A 17,266-nucleotide genomic window follows, 5' to 3' on the forward strand; every position below is an offset into this window, starting at 1 on the left:
CTAACTACTTAAGAATAGTAGATTACCGTAGAAAAAGCAATCGAACACCGTGTAAAATTTTATGATTAAAATAATGAAAAGTTCTAGCCTTTTCATTTCAGAATACGGCAAAATATGCTATTGTATACAAGAGAACGAGGAGGAAACTTGTTATGATATTTGATTCACATACCCATCTAAATGCCGAACAGTTTAACGGTGAAATTCCCGACGTCATCAAACGTGCACAAGAACTCGACGTCACCGAAATGGCTGTTGTCGGATTTGACACCTTAACGATTGCCAAAAGTCTAGAACTTAGTCGTGACTATGACTTTATTTATAGTATTATCGGATGGCATCCGACCGAAGCAGGGAGCTACACACCAGCGATCGAAAAGACCTTACAAGAACAACTCACTTTGCCAAAAGTTGTGACTTTAGGTGAAATTGGCCTTGATTATTACTGGATGTCTGATCCAAAAGACGTGCAAGCCCGTGTCTTTAGCCGTCAAATTGCGATCGCGAAAGAAATGAATTTACCTATCAGCATTCACACGAGAGACGCGATGGAAGACACGTATCGCATCTTAAAAGAAAGCAAGATTCAAGACATTGGCGGTATTATGCATAGCTTTAGTGGCGATGACGAATGGGCGAAACGCTTTTTAGATTTAGGCATGCACCTCTCCTTTAGTGGTGTCGTGACGTTCAAAAAAGCACTCGACGTTCAAAAAGCCGCCCAAGTCGTGCCGTTTGATCGCTTACTCGTTGAAACGGATGCGCCGTATTTAGCGCCTGTCCCATACCGTGGCAAACGCAACGAACCTGGGTATACTCGTTATGTCGTCGAGAAAATCGCCGAGCTACGCGAACAATCCTTTGAAGAAGTCGCGCGTCAAACAACGAAAAATGCGCATGAATTGTTTCGGATTGTCTAATGGAAAAACCAATTTTTGAAGAAATCATTGTCGTCGAAGGCAAAGACGACACCAAACGCTTGCAAGAAGTCGTGGTCGCCGATACGATTGAAACCATCGGCTCAGCCATTAACGACGTCATCTTAAAACAAATCGCCCATGCCCAAGAAATTCGGGGCGTCATTGTCTTTACCGATCCTGATTTTGCTGGCGAGAAAATCCGCAAAATCATTATGGAAGCCGTGCCGGACGTCAAACACGCCTTCTTGCCACGTGCCCAAGCGCAAGGCAAAAAGAAACACCGCAGCTTAGGCGTTGAACATGCCAGTGATGAAGCAATCTTAGAAGCACTCAGCCGCGTCGTGACACCCGTCAGTGAAGCCGTATCTGCCGAAAATGCGATTAGTCAAAAAGATTTAATCGCCTTAGGACTAATGGTCGGCGAAGGCTCTAAACAACGCCGCGAAAAAATTGGCGACGAGCTCCGCATTGGCTATACGAATGGCAAACAATTACAAAAACGCCTCAGCATGTTCCGCATTACCAAAGAAGAACTCATCGCCGCCCTAGAGAAAGTAGAGGAAAATCATTGAACGAAAACCGCGATATCGCTAACCCTTCCAGAACGAAGGAAATCTTAAAAAAACACGGCTTTGTCTTTAAAAAAAGCTTAGGCCAAAACTTTTTGACCGAACCAAATATTTTACGTAAAATCGTCGCAACCGCTGAAATCACCAAAGAAACCAACGTGATTGAAGTCGGACCCGGCATCGGAGCTTTAACCGAACACCTCGGAAGAAGCGCCAATCAAGTCATCGCCTTTGAAATCGACGACCGCTTGATTCCCGTCTTAGCCGATACGCTCGCACCGTACTCAAATATTAAAGTCTTGCACCAAGACGTCTTAAAAGCCGACATTGCGACCGTCGTCAAAGAAGAATTTAACGAAAATTTACCCATTAAAGTCGTCGCAAACTTACCGTATTACATTACGACGCCCATTATGATGTACTTTTTAGAATCCGGTGTCGATATTGCCGAAATGGTTGTCATGATGCAAAAAGAAGTCGCCGACCGGATCAGCGCAAAACCTGGTACCAAAGCATACGGCTCACTCTCCATCGCCGTACAATACTACATGGAAGCACAACTGGCCTTCATCGTACCCAAAACCGTCTTCGTGCCACAACCAAACGTGGATTCGGCCATCTTAAGATTAACACGCCGGGCGACACCAGCTGTTGACGTCACAGATGAAAAAGAATTCTTTAAATTAACCAAAGCCGCATTCCAATTACGTCGCAAAACCCTTTGGAATAACTTGCAAAACACATACGGCAAAACACCTGAAATCAAAGAATGGCTCCAAGCCAGCTTAGAAACCGCCGGCATTGATCCAACACGCCGCGGCGAAACCTTATCACTAGCTGAATTCGCAGCGTTAAGCAACGCGATGCTAGCAAGTAAATAATGCTCTTTATCAAATGGTATTGTTGGAATCTGGCGCTCCCTTGCGAAAAATCACCTTGTGTGAAGGGCTGCGAGACCGCTTCGAGCTTAGGATTGCTGAAGCCGTTCGAGCAAAGCGAGTTACGGATACAGTATCAGGCCTCTGCGTGACGCTCAGCTCGAAAGCTTCAAACTCTAGGTAAGTGCTGAAGCACAAACCTAGAGTAATTCACATTTCGTCTTTTAACGCAGCCGACACAAGGCGTTTTTCTCCAGTCCGCTAGTATCCGTTATCCGTTTGATATCTTTTTTGTTAAAAAATGAAATAAATGCTGAGAGAAAGCTTGTAGCGATATTTCCATCAACACTAAAAATTGTACAACCTAAATAATCACGACAAAAAAGCCTAGAACGATTTGTTTTAGGCTTTTTTGCTTGTGTGTATTTCTTTTGAAAAGACAATCTCAACTGGAAAAAATTTGATACAGATTCACGTTTCTATATTTCATTTGAAAATGTATCGTGAAAAGACAATCGAAAGTTTCATCAACTGTCTTGACAGGTCGTGTCTTAAAAGCTACACTAAAGACAGTTAAAAAAGTGTCTTGACACCTAATTAGATGGAGGGAAACAAAATGAAAAGAAATTCAACGCATCAAATAACCATTTCAGCATTACTAATCGCCATGGGTGTCATCATTCCAATGGTGATGCCAAAAATCGTCATCGGACCCGCATCCTTTACATTAGCAAGCCATGTCCCATTATTTATCGCCATGTTCTTTTCACCAAGTGTCGCAATCGCGGTCGCTTTGGGAACTGCATTTGGCTTCTTTATTAACGGCTTACCATTTATTATCGGCCTACGAGCATTATCGCATTTAGTCTTTGCCGTGATCGGCTCGACGTATTTACAAAAACATCCGGAAATTGTTTTAGAACCAAAAAAATTCCAAGTGTATAATTTTATCTTAGCTTTGATCCACGCAGCCTTTGAACTACTCGTTGTCGCAATCTTCTTATTCGGAGGACAATTGCAAGTCGACGGAAATGTCTTTTACTTCTTCTTCGTGTTAATGGGCGTCGGCGGCATCGTCCACAGCATGATCGATTATAACATCGCCTTTTTCGTTGTTCGCTCACTCAATCGCGGCTTTGCCATCCCAATTTTCCGCAAAGCAAAAGAAGAAGCAGCTTAGATTCGTTCGTACGTTAGAAGAACCTTCCCCGATTATGTTATGTAGCATTGTTAGAATAATGAAGATTGCTCAATATGCCCGTTTTCTTCAAAAACTTTTCGTTTCCTGGGTTAACCGTTAGACCGTCCTCAGACGATGATTACTGAAGCCGTTCGAGCAAAGCGAGTTACGGATACAGTATCAGGCTGCAAGCGTGACACTCGGACCTGAGAGTTTCAAACGCTAGCTAATTGCTAAAGCAATAAGCCAACGTAATTATCATCTCATTTTTAGAAAAGGTAATTGTGAATTGTAATAGAGAATGATAGAATATTTTCAAAGGAAAAAACGGTTCGACCGTTTATCACTTATAGACTAAGTTGTGTATAAGATGGTTATTTTTTTAAATAATTCACGATAAAATAATGAACTATCTAATGTAAGCCAAAGTAAACATGGTATGCATTAGATAGTTTTTTTATAGTTATGAACTCATTATATTACTTTTAGATCAGCAAGTTTATGTAGAAATACTTGCCATGGTTTCAGTATTTATTCTTAAATTTTTCAACAGCGTAATTAACCACTATCATTAAAAAGAAACGCATACTCGGCAGAATTTCTGGAAGAATTTTGGTCGCTTGTAGCACTGTCCAAGGATTCAATGTGAATTACAGCCTCTTCATGCGTCAGCGTGTAGAGGCTGTTTGAAGCTTGAAAGTTGAGAGTCACGCAGAGGCCTGATACTGTATCCGTAACTCGCTATGCTCGAACGGCTTCAGCAACTACAGGCTCGAAACGGTCCCAGCGCTACCGAAAGCGACCCAAAAATTCTGTAAGAAATTCCTAACCCAAACCAGAGGTTCTCTCCAGTCGGATCTATTCAAAGTTGAATGCAATGTATAAGGTAGGTTACATCAACATCACATATATTTAAGTAGATATTTTGAAGTGTTTTTGCCGAGTAAGAAAACTTTCAGAAAATGCCATTGTCGGAAAGAGACAACTGTGGTATATTCTATCCACGGCTGTAAGCCTAAAAATAATCAGAGTAGAAAATAAAGCGTTAAGTGTCAAAAAATGGAATGTCGTTTTTGGACGAAGGGCTGTGGCTCGCGGTTTTATTTTCGCATTCGCTGAATAATCGAATGTTGCAACTCTAAAAAGGAGATGCTTCAAATGAACAAAAAACTAAATGCTTACATGATAAGCATGATGGGACTGCTGATCGCCATAATGGTCGTCCTATCCCGAATCTTAGGGTTCGAATGGCAATTCATCAAAATCTCGTTTGATTTTGTGCCAAAAATCGTCATGGCAATGATGTTTGGACCGATTTGGACCGGCATCGGCGCAGTCATCGCCGACATCATCGGAATGATGCTCTTTGCAAAAGCCGCTTTCTTTCCAGGCTTTACCCTCAACGCCTTTATCGGAGGTTGTATTTACGGCTACTTCTTTTATAAAAAAGAAGTCACATGGAAAAATGCGTTCTTATGTACCTTGGCAAATACCTTGTTAATTGGCTTTATCTTAACACCGATTTGGTTGGCAATTATGTACAACCAACCATTAACAAGCTGGGTCATCTGGGGACCACGCCTCGTGAAAGGTGCGTTGATGTTACCGATCCAAACCATCTTAACGTATGTCGTCGGTCGTGCCATTCCAATGAAGACATTAATGAAAAGAAGTCGCTATTCTTTCTAATAGCGTAATAGTTGCATCGCATCTCCTTTCCCTGTACTCTAAAATAGAGTCTGGAAAGGAGATTTTTTAATGCAGAAACAAACCCTCATATCACTTGGTCTGCTCGCACTCGCGCTCATCGTGGGCGCAATGATTTGGTTCAACCGACCCTCAAACGATGCGACCGAATCAACAGACACAAGTTCAACGACTAGCAGCGAGACAACCGCTAGCACAAATACAACGCAACCAAGCACGACGACAACATCTGACAACACAACGGAAAGCACAACTGCTCCAAACGAATCCGCTACATGGATTGATCAAAAAATTGCAGAAATGACCATCGCAGAAAAAGTCGGCCAACTCTTTCTTGTCCGTTATCCTGGAGACATCGCGCTAACCGATAGCCAAACCTATCATCTAGGCGGTTTTTTACTCTTTGGCCAAGATGTGGAAAATGCGACAGCTGAAAGTCTGATCACTCAAATTCAAACCTTACAAGCAAACAGTGACATCCCGCTCTTGATGGGCGCCGATGAAGAAGGAGGGACCGTGACACGGATTAGCCGTAACGCGAATCTTGTGGCGAGTCCATTTTTAGCCCCACAAACGCTGTACCAAAATGGTGGCTGGGAAGCAATCACTGCCGATACGAAACAAAAAGCAGAAATCTTAACCAATTACGGCATTCAACTCGGCTTATTCCCAGTGGCCGATGTTTCGACCGATCCGAATGCCTTCATTTATGATCGCACGATTGGCTTAGACGCGGCGGGGACGAGTACCTTTGTCGAAACGGTCGTTAAGAGCCTTGCCGGAACAGGCGTTGCTTCGACGTTGAAACATTTTCCAGGTTACGGTAATAATCGTGATTCGCATGTCGAGATCGTGCGCGATACGCGAACCCTTGAAGAACTGCGCGCCAATGATTTTCTGCCTTTTGAAGCAGGGATTAAAGCCGGAGCGGATAGTGTCCTCGTGTCACATAATATCGTCACCAGTATTGACGACACGCAACCTGCTTCGCTATCTCCTAAAGTCATCCAAGTCTTACGCGAGGAACTGGGCTTTGAGGGTGTCATTATGACCGATGACATGGACATGCTAGGGCTCGCCGATTTTACGAGCCAAGAACAAGCGGGCCTAGCTGCGCTTAAAGCCGGCAATGATTTAGTCTTGTCTTCAAGTTATGCAAGCCAAATTCCCGTCGTCATTACGGCAGTGGAAAATGGCGACTATCCAGAAGCGGACTTAGACGCGTCCGTGCGTCGGATTCTCACGCTCAAAGAATCGCTAGGTCTTCTAAACGAATAACACTATCCAACGACAATAACATCACACAAAAAAGCAGCGGCCGAATTTCCGGTCGCTGCTTTTTGTTTATCCTCATTCTAACGTTATAGATTGTTGGAACTGCGCGTGATAGAGTGCGTGATACGCGCCTTCTGCTGCGAGTAACTGTTCATGCGTTCCTTGTTCAATGATTTGGCCTTGATCCATCACCAAGATTTGATCGGCCGCTTGGATTGTTGCCAGGCGATGGGCAATGACAAAGCTGGTTTTCCCAGACATCAGCGCTAAGAAGGCGTCTTGGATTTTCTTCTCGGTCAATGGGTCAACGGAACTAGTGGCTTCGTCCAAAATTAACATCGGCGGGTTGGCAATCATCGTCCGGGTAATCGTCAATAACTGGCGCTGGCCTTCGGATAATTTAACGCCGTAATGGCCGATTTGGGTATCGAGTTGTTCGGGTAAGTCCATGACATAGTCGAACATTTCGGTTTTTTTGAGTGCGTCATAAATCATCTCGTTGGTGGCGTCGGGTCTACCGTACGTCAGGTTCTCACGGAGCGTGGCGTCAAAGAGCCACGTATCTTGTAATACCATCCCAAACGATTGACGTAATTGATTCCGCGGAATCATTTGGATGTCTTCACCATCAAGCAAGATTTTGCCGGCTTGCACGTCGTAAAAGCGCATCAGTAAGTTGACTAAGGTTGATTTGCCGGCACCGGTTTTCCCAACAATCGCAATCGTTTCACCGGCATGTGCGGTGAACGAAAAGTCGGTGATTAGCGGACGATCTTCTTGGTAAGCAAACGCCACGTTCTCAAACACAATCTCACCTTTGACGGCTGGTAACGTGCGTGTTGCTTCGACGGTTTCAATCGGTTGATCGAGTAAGTCAAAGGCGCGACTCAATCCAGCGAAAGCCCCTTGGATTTGCGTCATTAAGCCCGAAATTTCAATGAATGGTTTGGAAAATTGGGTCGAGTAAATCGTAAAGCTGGCGATCATTCCGACAGTCACGGTTGTGGATCCACGTAAAATTAACCACGCGCCAACAAAACCGACCGCGACATACGCTAAGTGATCGACAAAGCGTGAGACCGGGTTTGTAAGGGAAGAAGAGTACATCGCTTGTTGTCCGCGAACGCGTAACGTCTGGTTCAAGCCATCAAAGGCGACTTCATTGCGTGTTTCTTGTTGGAACGCTTTGACGAGACTTTGATTGCCGACGCGTTCATTAATGAAACTCGTCATATCGCCGAGAATTTCTTGTTGCTGGCGAAAATCGTTTTGGGAGCGTTTGGCGACCCAGTAACTCACAAAAAAGATAATCGGTGTCACGAGTAAGACAACGAGTGTCAGGGTCACGTTGAGTGTGAGCATTAAGAAAAAGGCTAAAATAATAACGGTGACGCCGGTAAATAATTGTTGGTAAACGGCCGAGACCGCGACTGAGACTTGATCCAAGTCATTGGTGAAGCGACTCATTAAACTCCCGTGTGGCGTTTGGTCATACGTTTGAAGTGGCAGTTGGTTCAAATGAGCAAACGTATCTTGACGCAAGCGATTGACGCTTTGGTAAGCGACCTGGTTTCCTAAGCGTTGAATAATCCACTGGCTAAAGACCGTAATCAAAATCACGATTAAAAATAACCACAAAATGTCCCATAAGACATCGAAATTCACGCGACCAAAGCCGATTAATTGGTCAATGGCGCGACCAATCAAGAAGGTGACATACACCGACGTGCCACCTGCGATGACGCCAAAGACGAGGGCGAAGAGATTTTCTTTGAATGAGGCCGTTAAATACGGCAGAAAACGGGTAAACGTCTGCCAATCAAATGATTTTTTTCGCATTTAAATCGCCTCCTTTTGTGTGTCGACCATCGCTTGGTAATAACTAGAAGTCGCAAGCAAGGTCTTGTGCGTGCCTTGCGCGGTCAGGCGACCTTTTTCTAAGACGAGAATTTGATCGGCTTCTTTAATCGAAGCAATGCGTTGCGAAATTAAGAAAACGGTCATCGACAACGCTTTTAATTCTTGGCGCAAGAGATAGTCGGTTTGGTAATCAAGCGCGCTTAGCGAGTCATCGAGTACCAAGATATTGGGTTTGCGCATTAACGCACGGGCAATCGCCAAGCGTTGAACTTGCCCACCTGAGAAGTTTTTACCGCCTTCAACAATTAACGTGTCGAGTTGTTGCGGCAACTGCCGGACGAATTCCGCCCCTTGGGCAATCGTCAGGGCTTCCCAACAGTCGTCATCGCTCGCTTCCGCATTCCCCCACTGCAAGTTTTCACGAATCGTGCCACGCAGTAAGATTGATTTTTGCGGGACAAACGCAATTTGATTGCGTAAATTATCTAGTGGCCAGTCGGTAACATTAACGTGATCAATCAAAACGTTACCGCTTGTCACATCGTAAAAGCGGGGCAACAATTGCGTTAACGTCGATTTCCCAGAACCGGTTGGCCCGGTAATCCCTACAGTACTTCCAGCTGGTATGGCAAACGAGATTTCTTTTAAGACACGGCCGTAATCGGGACGATAACGGAAATTCACGTTATCAAAGACGATTTCACCCGCCATTTCTTCTGGCGTATAGTCGGTGCCACGTTCAAGTAAGGTTACCGGGCGATCAAAGACTTCATTAATTCGACGCGCGGACGCTTCTGAGCGGGTAAAAATCACGACTAAATTGGAGACGACAATTAAGGCTAATAACATTTGGTTCATATAATTGACGAGCGCTAAAATCTCACCTTGTTGCAGATCGCCGACTTCAACTTTTAAGCCACCAATGGCAAACACACCGAGTACGCCGAGGTTTAAAATCAAGGTCGTCAGTGGCGACAAAATGGTTGATAGTTGCGCCACTCGTAAATAATCTTTATTCAACGCGTCACTGGCGTCATTGAATTTTTTGACTTCATTTGATTGGCGATCAAACGCCCGAATGATGCGCACACCACTTAAGTTTTGCGCGACCAGTTGATTGAGGCGGTCGAGTTGTTGTTGCACCGTGCGATAAAGCGGCACCGAAAAACGAATTAAAATAAATAATAAGAGCGAGAAAATCGGTAAAATTGCCACAAACACGAGACCCATTTGCCAATCAATATAAAACGACATGACGAGCGCGCCAATACTTAAAAACGGTGCACGAACGACGAGACGAATGAGCATCGCCAGTGCCAGTTGCATTTGGTTGACGTCATTGGTCATCCGCGTGATTAACGTATCGGAGCCAAAGTAATTCAAATCACTGTGATTCAGGCGGTTAATTTTTTGCAGTAACTGTTTGCGTAGCTCCGTGCCAAGCCCGAGTGAGGCGATAGATGCGTAATACTGACACGTCACCGCACAAATTAAACCGGTAATCGAGAAGAAAATCATCCAGCCAGTCATTTCCCAGACTTTTGTCCAGTTTTGTTGCTGGATACCTTGGTCGATTAAGACTGCCATTAATAATGGAAGAATTAATTCAAAGATCGCCTCCGCAAATTTAAAGACGGGACCTAAAATCATTTCCTTGCGATAGTCTTTTGCATATTTCAATAAATGGAACATTCCTCCAACTCCTTCAGTGGTTTCCTTGTTCTATCATAGCGAAAAAAGGATGAAATGAAAAGAACTGTGCATGATGTTACAAACAAGTAACGAATGTAACGAAAAAGAAATGGCTTTCATTCACTCTTTTGACTCGTTTGTTCAATAGAATACAAGTTAACTGTCGAATTTCACGCATGATTGTAATAATCTGTAAGCAAATTGCAATAAATAACAACTGAAAATCAAGTATACTATCCAAAGAATTCGTTTAACAAAAGAAAGGTGTGAATTATTTTTGTTGAAGGGAAAAAAAGGTATCGCCTATGGGCTCTTATTGTTCCAACTTATCGCCCCAATGGCTGTCTCAGCGGATACGATCGACTCGCTGAATAAAGAAGAAAATCAGTTACAACAACAAAGTCAAGCGATCAGTCAAGAAGTACAGAGCGCTTTAACGCAAGTCAATGAGACGTATCAAGCGGTCGAAACACTGAAAAGTGATATCGCCGAAAACGAGGCGCGCCTCGTCGAAACCAAAGAAGAGATTAGCCAAACGCAAGAAGCCATCGAACGACGCAAAGAAGTCGTGGCAGAACGCTTACGTCAGCTACAAGTAAATCGCGTCAACGAGAATAAACTCTTCGTGCTCCTAGAATCATCGAGCCTCCAAGAGCTTATTAACGGTGTCTACGCCATTACCCTCTTCCAAAACGCCGAAAAAGAAGCGGTGGAAAGTTTAGAAAGCGAAACGGCAAAACTCGAAACACTCGAAGCAACGATGGAAGAAACACAAGCAAATTTGACGCAAAACCAAGCGGCATTAGAAGAAGAAGCCGCAACGTTTGAGACACGCGTTCAAGCGTTGCAAGAACAACTTGCGACCAATCAAGCAGCGTTAACGACGATTGCCAACAGCAAAGCCGTGGAACTCGCGCGCATTGAGGCAGAAGCCAAACGTCAAGAAGAAGAAGCTGCGGCCCAAAAACAAGCCGAAGCCGACGCGAAAAAAGCCGCTGAAGAAGCGAAAAAAGAACAAATCCAAACCAACGTGAACCAAAATACGTCATCGAATCAATCCGTCAGCAAACCAAGCACGACAACACCATCAACGCCACAACCAGCACCATCTGTGGAAGAGACACCAGTCGTGGAAGAAAAACCAACGAGCACGGGCAAAGTCTTATACATGGAGTCAACAGCCTATTCATATACCGAACCTGGCTCAAGTTATTACACGGCGCTTGGGATTGATTTACGTCAAAACTCACAAGTCGTCGCTGTCGATCCAAACGTCATTCCACTTGGAACTCTGGTAGAAGTCGAAGGATACGGCATTGCCTTAGCTGCAGATACCGGTGGCGCCATCAAAGGGAACATCTTAGACGTCCATCTTGGCAGTGTGGAAGCCTGTCGTCAGTGGGGACGCCGCTTCAATGTCAAAGTGACGATTTTAGATTAAATGATTATTACATAAAAAATAAGCGGACGTCTCATTTGTCTTCGTGTAGAGCGAAGATGGATGAGGCGTTTTTTGTTTTTAATTTTTGAAGAGTACTGAAAATGAATATTTGCCAATAATTTAATCTTGTATAAGTCACAAATATTTTTTTGTATTTAAGAGAGAAAAAGACGAACGGAATTTTTACACGCATATTTTTTGAACAAACATTGAATAGAACCTTGGGATCGTTCAATGTTTGTTCTTTTTTTGACAATCAGTATAATTATTAAAATAACATATAAAATTCAATTATAATTAGCTTGTTAAAATAACAAAGTGTTAAAAATCTTTTTAAGCGAATAATTAATAAAAACAACGATTATCATAGAGTAGAACACTTAAATAGTCGAACAATCCTTTAATAGGAAGCATTTAATGAAATCGGTTGATTTCGTGAAATCCGATAGTTCGGCTTTATCTTTTAAGAAAATGTCAATAAAAGCTTTGCTAAAGGTGGGTTATCCGATATAATAATAACGATTAGTCGAAAAAATCGTCAATTTTAGGGAGGGTATTGCTTCAAATGAAAAATCCGTGGGTCAAAGGAGTTAGTGTCTTGATCGTGGCCGGAGTAGCTGTTGGCGTAAATGTCCTAGGGTATACGAAAACCAAACAAGCCCAGCAGGCACAACGAATCGAGCAGGCCGTCACAACTATAAGTAATCAACAGAAACAACTTGAAACAATCCAAACAGCTATTGATGCTGCTTACGAGGACGAAACACAAGATCTATTAAAACCGAATGTAACGGTTGAGAGTATGACGAAAATTGAAAATAATCTCAATCGGCTGAAAGTAACCGCAGCTGATTTTTCACTATCAGCCAAAGATTTGCCGGCAGAAGTGGAAAGCTTGGGTCAGCAAAAAGCACAGCTTCAAACGCAATTGCAGATTGTCAGTGATAAAGTAAAACTTCAGCAACAGTTACTAAAATTATTCACCAATGAATCAATCAACTTCCAAGAAGCGATCAATGATGTCATTATTCAACCAGAAGCTACGCTCAAAGAAATTGAGACGATTCGAGAAGCGGTGACATTATTGCCAGGAGAACAGTGGCAAGCTATGATGAAGGAATACTTGGATTATGCCCAAGCCCAAGTCAGTCGGGCAAATGATTTACGCACGAGCTTTGAAGAGATGTTAGACGATGGCAAAGTGACGGACGCGGCGACGTATGAACATTACTTAACGGCGGCTGATAGTATTACCCAAGTAAGAAATCCTGAACTAAAAGAAACATTCCAAACGCAGTTGAATCAAATCGGTGAGCAACTTGGTTTCGGTTCGATGTACTACTCGCAAGATGAAACGTATGAATAAAAAGCTTCTATAATATAAATAGATCATAATTAAGGATAGAAAGTAGAGAAAACATGGAAGAAACAATTAGCTTAAAAGAGATATTTGATCTCTTACGGAAACGCATGACCACGATTTTAATCAGTACGTTTATCGGTCTGGCCTTGGCTGGAGGATTTACCTTCTTTTTCATTACACCACAATATAGTTCACGCGCTCAATTAATCGTCTCAATGCCACAATCTGAGACAAGTAGTGTGAACGATATCAATTTTAATTTACAAATGTTAAATACGTATAAAGATATTATTTTGCAAGGAGACGCCCAAGCAGAAGAAGTACAACGTCGCTTAGAAGCAGATAATGGCATCAACATGACAATGGGCGAGATCAAAGCTTCTTTAGAAGTCGTTCAAGCACAAAATTCACAAATGTTCTCGATCCAAGCGACAGCGGACAATGCGATGACAGCGGAACTAATTGCCAATACGACAGCCGAAGTCTTCCAAGAAACGGTGAAAGACATCTTAACGAATGTCGAAGAAATTACGATTGTCTCAAGAGCGGTTGCCAGTCCGAACCCTGTTTCACCGAATAACAAATTAAATTTAGCCATCGGTCTGGTACTTGGCGTGATGGTCGGTGTCGGATTAGCCTTTGTCTTTGAACTACTCGATCGTACAGTGAAAGATCCACGTTTTGTGACGGAAAACTTAGAATTAACCATTTTGGGAACCGTTCCACTAATGAGTGCCAAAGAAGTTAATGCGAAAGTAACTCAAAAAATCGTGAAACCTGCGACACAAAAAAAGACGACAACTGGTGAAGTCAATCGCCGTAGTCGTTCGAAAGTCTAGAAGGAGAAGCACATGTCAAAAAAACAAGCAAAAGAAACCCAAACAAAAGCCGTGGGGTTGATCACCTTGACTGATCCTTCTTCACCGGTTTCAGAACAATACCGCACGATTCGAACGAATATTCAATTTGCCTCATCCGTCGATCGCCGCCTACAAACAATGGTGGTGACGTCATCAGGTCCTGGTGAAGGGAAGTCCACCACTGCGGCGAACTTAGCGATTGTCTTCGCTAAATCTGGTCAAAGAGTCTTATTAGCCGATGCCGATATGCGCAAACCAACCGTCTTTAAGACGTTCCAACTAAATAACGCCAAAGGATTGAGTACGGTTTTAAGTACTAGCCAAAACGTGTTAGAGGTTTGTCAACCAACCGTGGTTGAAAATCTTCATGTCTTAACGAGTGGACCAAAACCACCGAACCCTTCCGAGTTACTTGGATCAAAACGCATGAATCAAGTCATTGCGGAACTGAAACAAGCCTATGACATTATTATCTTTGATATGCCACCGGTGATTACCGTGACGGACGCGCAAATTGTGGCTTCCAAAGTCGATGGGACGCTACTTGTTATTCGTGAAAATGTGACGAACAAAGAATCGATTACAAAAGCCAAAGAAGCCTTAACCTTAGTTAAAGCGCATATCTTAGGCACTGTCTATAACGGCGCTACCCAAGCGAAAGACCAAGGCTATTACTACTATTAATAACAGTTTTACCTTAAAGTAAGCTTAAAAACGTAAGTGAGAAAGGAAGTGAACACGCATGATTGATTTACATTGCCATATCTTACCGGGCGTCGATGACGGTGCCGCAAGTCTACAAGAAAGTTTATCGATGGCAGAACAAGCCATCGCACAAGGCATTACCCACCTCTTATGTACCCCGCATCACAACAACGGACGCTATGAAAATAATAAAAAATCAATCATTGAGGCTGTTCACCACCTACAAAATGCCCTTGATGAACGCAACCTCCCCTTGACCTTGTTAGAAGGTCAAGAGGTTCGCGTGACGGGCGAGCTCATCACCGCAATCGAAAAAGATCACCTATTATTTACTGATATTACGGATACGTATCTATTACTGGAATTCCCAACACAGGATGTTCCAGCTTTTAGCGAATCGTTATTCTTTGAATTACGTACACTCGGTAAAGTACCAGTCATCGTTCATCCAGAACGCAATGCGATGTTTCGTGAAAATCCGAATCGCTTAATCCCGTTTTTAGAGATGGGCTGTTTAGCACAATTGACCGCACCAAGCATTGTCGGTGTTTTCGGCAAACACATTCAAAAGACAGCACACGAAATGGTCACCCACAATCTGGTCCAAATGGTGGCCTCCGATGCTCATGGCGTGGCAAAACGCCGATTTTATTTGAAAGAAGCTTACGAAATCATTAAACAAGACTGGGGCAAAGAAAAAGTCTTACAAATGCAACAAGTCGCTAGAGACCTCGTCAACGGCGATGACGTGACTTATCCAAGTTACACAGAAGTGAAAAAGAAAAAATTTGGATTGTTTTAGGGGGAATTCGGGTGTTTGTGTTAACAAGAAAACGCAAAATCATGATTATCGCACTCGTCGATTTATTGATTTTACTTTTTTCCAATCTATTTGCCTATTTATTTATGGATCCTTTTGTTTCAATCGAAGTATCCTCTTTACCGGGGATGATGTTGATTACGACCGGGATGTATTTTGTCTTTGGTGTATTCTTTAAAGTCTTCACTCGGATGAATCGCTATACGAATTTACAAGAAATTATCGCCATTGTTTTAACGACAACGTCAATGGCAGCTAGCAGTTTATTGTTAAATTGGCTATTTTACGGTTCCTTTAGTAAACGCATGATGACGTTTATTTTTTTAGTCAGCACCTTACTGGTTGTGATGAGCCGCTTGATGTGGCGACTGTATATCGAACGCAAAAACGGTTGGCGTAAAGATCGAGGCGAAAAGGAACAACGGACACTAGTTATTGGTGCGGGAGAAGCAGGACGCATCTTAATTAATAGCGTGACGCATTCACTCACCGCTCATGAAATTGAGATTATCGGTCTGATTGACGATGATCCAAATAAACAACGTATTTATTTAGAAGGGATTCAAGTCAAAGGAACGATTGAAGACTTGCCTGATTTGATTAAAGAGCATCAAATCGACATGGTGACAATTGCCATTCCATCCTTGACGCCGAAACGGCTGCGCGAAATGATTACCTTATTAAAAACAACGCCCGTCAAAATCAATACGATGCCGTCAATGGAAGAACTGGCTTCGGGGAAAGTCAGTATCTCACGCTTAAAAAACATTGACGTCGTCGATTTACTTGGACGCGAAGAAGTTAAACTTGATATTGAACAAATCAAAGATCAATTAACCGATAAAGTGATTCTGGTTACTGGAGCAGGTGGGTCGATTGGCTCAGAAATCTGTCGCCAAGTCATGCAATTTACGCCGAAGACATTACTTTTACTGGGACACGGCGAAAATTCAATTTACTTAATCGAGCGTGAATTGCGTCAAACGTTTGCGACAAAAACGACCCAAATCATCCCAGTGATTGCCGACGTGCAAGATCGCCAACGGATAATGGACGTCATGTCCGAGTACCAACCACAGATTGTCTATCATGCGGCAGCGCACAAGCACGTGCCGTTAATGGAAGCCAATCCAAGAGAATCTGTTAAAAACAATGTCTACGGTACAAAAAACGTCGCCGAAGCTGCCAAAGCGGCCGGTGTCGCAAAATTCGTAATGGTTTCAACGGATAAAGCCAATAACCCACCAAACGTGATGGGCGCAACGAAACGCATTGCCGAACTGATTGTGACAGGACTCAACGAAAATAGCCAAACCAAATTCTCAGCGGTCCGCTTTGGTAACGTCTTAGGTTCACGTGGTAGTGTCATTCCGGTATTCCGTGAACAAATTGCCAAAGGTGGTCCGATTACGATTACCGACTTTCGCATGACCCGCTACTTCATGACGATTCCTGAAGCAAGTCGCCTCGTGATTCAATCAGGGGCACTAGCGAGTGGGGGCGAAATCTTTGTCTTAGACATGGGCGAACCCGTCAAAATCGTTGATCTGGCCAAAAACATGATTCAGCTCAGTGGCTATACTGAAAACGAGATTAAAATCGTTGAAAGTGGGATTCGTCCAGGTGAAAAACTTTATGAAGAATTACTACTCGATGAAGAACGCAACGATCAACAAGTCTTTGATAAAATTTTTGTTGGAAATATCAAAGGCGCGAAACTCGAAGAAGTGATGGATTTTTTGGAGAGTTTACCAGAAGACGAAAGATTGTTAGCGAAAAAAGTTGTGGGGTTTGCGAATAGATAACTATATTCTAAGTTCTAACCAAAGCTATATATTTATAAACATTCTTGATTGGATATGTTTTTCGACGTGAGTAGGGTGAAAGGATAAAGAGGCTGTAAGGCAGTGAGGGCAAGGGTTTTAGAGGTTGATGTATATGGGCGAATGTTACAGAAGCATTACATGTCTAAGCATCCAATCAAGAGATGGAATTA

The 17,266-nt window shown here is 43.1% G+C and carries 14 protein-coding genes and 1 riboswitch; of the genes, 12 read left to right on the forward strand and 2 right to left on the reverse strand.

Features of this window, described 5'->3' with window-relative positions:
• Window positions 1-152: 152 nt before the first annotated feature.
• The 6 genes from IGI68_RS06725 (at window position 153) to IGI68_RS06750 (ending at window position 6,532) form a co-directional block, all read left to right on the forward strand.
• Window positions 153-920, forward strand: a complete 768-nt coding sequence (locus tag IGI68_RS06725) for a TatD family hydrolase (protein ID WP_438731630.1) — start codon at window positions 153-155, stop codon at window positions 918-920.
• Entirely contained in the window at window positions 920-1,492 is a 573-nt protein-coding gene (gene rnmV / locus IGI68_RS06730) for a ribonuclease M5 (protein WP_438731633.1), read from the forward strand. Before IGI68_RS06725 ends, rnmV begins: the two co-directional genes overlap by 1 nt.
• Window positions 1,489-2,370, forward strand: coding sequence for a 16S rRNA (adenine(1518)-N(6)/adenine(1519)-N(6))-dimethyltransferase RsmA (gene rsmA / locus IGI68_RS06735; protein ID WP_438731636.1), 882 nt, complete (start codon window positions 1,489-1,491; stop codon window positions 2,368-2,370). The genes rnmV and rsmA overlap by 4 nt, the downstream gene beginning before the upstream one ends.
• A gap of 613 nt (window positions 2,371-2,983) precedes the next feature.
• Window positions 2,984-3,547 (forward strand): hypothetical protein, encoded by a 564-nt coding sequence (locus tag IGI68_RS06740; protein ID WP_438731639.1) that lies wholly within the window; start codon window positions 2,984-2,986, stop codon window positions 3,545-3,547.
• Between the two features lie 1,024 nt (window positions 3,548-4,571).
• Window positions 4,572-4,667, forward strand: a riboswitch (THF riboswitch).
• 29 nt (window positions 4,668-4,696) lie between these two features.
• The gene (locus tag IGI68_RS06745) at window positions 4,697-5,236 is read left to right on the forward strand and encodes a folate family ECF transporter S component (protein ID WP_373788278.1); all 540 of its coding nucleotides are present in this window, start codon (window positions 4,697-4,699) and stop codon (window positions 5,234-5,236) included.
• 69 nt (window positions 5,237-5,305) lie between these two features.
• Window positions 5,306-6,532 (forward strand): glycoside hydrolase family 3 N-terminal domain-containing protein, encoded by a 1,227-nt coding sequence (locus IGI68_RS06750; protein WP_438731642.1) that lies wholly within the window; start codon window positions 5,306-5,308, stop codon window positions 6,530-6,532.
• A 72-nt stretch (window positions 6,533-6,604) separates the two neighbouring features.
• Here IGI68_RS06750 and IGI68_RS06755 read toward each other — a convergent pair whose 3' ends face one another.
• Together IGI68_RS06755 and IGI68_RS06760 are read right to left on the reverse strand one after the other, a co-directional pair.
• Window positions 6,605-8,368: an ABC transporter ATP-binding protein gene (locus tag IGI68_RS06755; protein WP_438731645.1), complete on the reverse strand. Its 1,764-nt coding sequence runs from the start codon at window positions 8,366-8,368 to the stop codon at window positions 6,605-6,607.
• Window positions 8,369-10,081, reverse strand: a complete 1,713-nt coding sequence (locus IGI68_RS06760) for an ABC transporter ATP-binding protein (RefSeq protein WP_438731648.1) — start codon at window positions 10,079-10,081, stop codon at window positions 8,369-8,371.
• A 280-nt stretch (window positions 10,082-10,361) separates the two neighbouring features.
• On the opposite strand from IGI68_RS06760, the gene IGI68_RS06765 reads away from it, so the two are divergent.
• From IGI68_RS06765 to IGI68_RS06790, 6 genes are all read left to right on the forward strand, one after another.
• Window positions 10,362-11,522 (forward strand): 3D domain-containing protein, encoded by a 1,161-nt coding sequence (locus IGI68_RS06765; RefSeq protein ID WP_438731651.1) that lies wholly within the window; start codon window positions 10,362-10,364, stop codon window positions 11,520-11,522.
• A gap of 565 nt (window positions 11,523-12,087) precedes the next feature.
• Entirely contained in the window at window positions 12,088-12,888 is an 801-nt protein-coding gene (locus IGI68_RS06770) for a hypothetical protein (protein WP_438731654.1), read from the forward strand.
• 53 nt (window positions 12,889-12,941) lie between these two features.
• Window positions 12,942-13,724 carry a YveK family protein gene (locus IGI68_RS06775; protein WP_438731659.1) on the forward strand — a complete coding sequence of 261 codons (783 nt, stop codon included), beginning with the start codon at window positions 12,942-12,944 and terminating at the stop codon, window positions 13,722-13,724.
• Window positions 13,725-13,736: 12 nt separating this feature from the next.
• Window positions 13,737-14,429 (forward strand): CpsD/CapB family tyrosine-protein kinase, encoded by a 693-nt coding sequence (locus IGI68_RS06780; protein ID WP_438731662.1) that lies wholly within the window; start codon window positions 13,737-13,739, stop codon window positions 14,427-14,429.
• Between the two features lie 58 nt (window positions 14,430-14,487).
• A complete protein-coding gene (locus IGI68_RS06785) occupies window positions 14,488-15,252 on the forward strand; it encodes a tyrosine-protein phosphatase (RefSeq protein ID WP_438731665.1) in 765 nt (254 codons plus the stop codon).
• A gap of 11 nt (window positions 15,253-15,263) precedes the next feature.
• A complete protein-coding gene (locus IGI68_RS06790) occupies window positions 15,264-17,075 on the forward strand; it encodes a polysaccharide biosynthesis protein (RefSeq protein ID WP_438731668.1) in 1,812 nt (603 codons plus the stop codon).
• The last annotated feature ends 191 nt before the right edge of the window (window positions 17,076-17,266 follow it).

The sequence above is a fragment of the Enterococcus sp. DIV1314a genome (assembly GCF_051713805.1).
Taxonomy (GTDB): domain Bacteria; phylum Bacillota; class Bacilli; order Lactobacillales; family Enterococcaceae; genus Enterococcus_I; species Enterococcus_I aquimarinus.

Bases quoted from the DNA above. Each gene is read 5' to 3' on its own strand.
- IGI68_RS06725 (WP_438731630.1), top strand. From the start codon at position 153: ATGATATTTGATTCACATACCCATCTAAATGCCGAACAGTTTAACGGT.
- rnmV (WP_438731633.1), top strand. From the start codon at position 920: ATGGAAAAACCAATTTTTGAAGAAATCATTGTCGTCGAAGGCAAAGAC.
- IGI68_RS06740 (WP_438731639.1), top strand. From the start codon at position 2,984: ATGAAAAGAAATTCAACGCATCAAATAACCATTTCAGCATTACTAATC.
- IGI68_RS06745 (WP_373788278.1), top strand. From the start codon at position 4,697: ATGCTTCAAATGAACAAAAAACTAAATGCTTACATGATAAGCATGATG.
- IGI68_RS06750 (WP_438731642.1), top strand. From the start codon at position 5,306: ATGCAGAAACAAACCCTCATATCACTTGGTCTGCTCGCACTCGCGCTC.
- IGI68_RS06755 (WP_438731645.1), bottom strand. From the start codon at position 8,368: ATGCGAAAAAAATCATTTGATTGGCAGACGTTTACCCGTTTTCTGCCG.
- IGI68_RS06760 (WP_438731648.1), bottom strand. From the start codon at position 10,081: ATGTTCCATTTATTGAAATATGCAAAAGACTATCGCAAGGAAATGATT.
- IGI68_RS06770 (WP_438731654.1), top strand. From the start codon at position 12,088: ATGAAAAATCCGTGGGTCAAAGGAGTTAGTGTCTTGATCGTGGCCGGA.
- IGI68_RS06775 (WP_438731659.1), top strand. From the start codon at position 12,942: ATGGAAGAAACAATTAGCTTAAAAGAGATATTTGATCTCTTACGGAAA.
- IGI68_RS06780 (WP_438731662.1), top strand. From the start codon at position 13,737: ATGTCAAAAAAACAAGCAAAAGAAACCCAAACAAAAGCCGTGGGGTTG.
- IGI68_RS06785 (WP_438731665.1), top strand. From the start codon at position 14,488: ATGATTGATTTACATTGCCATATCTTACCGGGCGTCGATGACGGTGCC.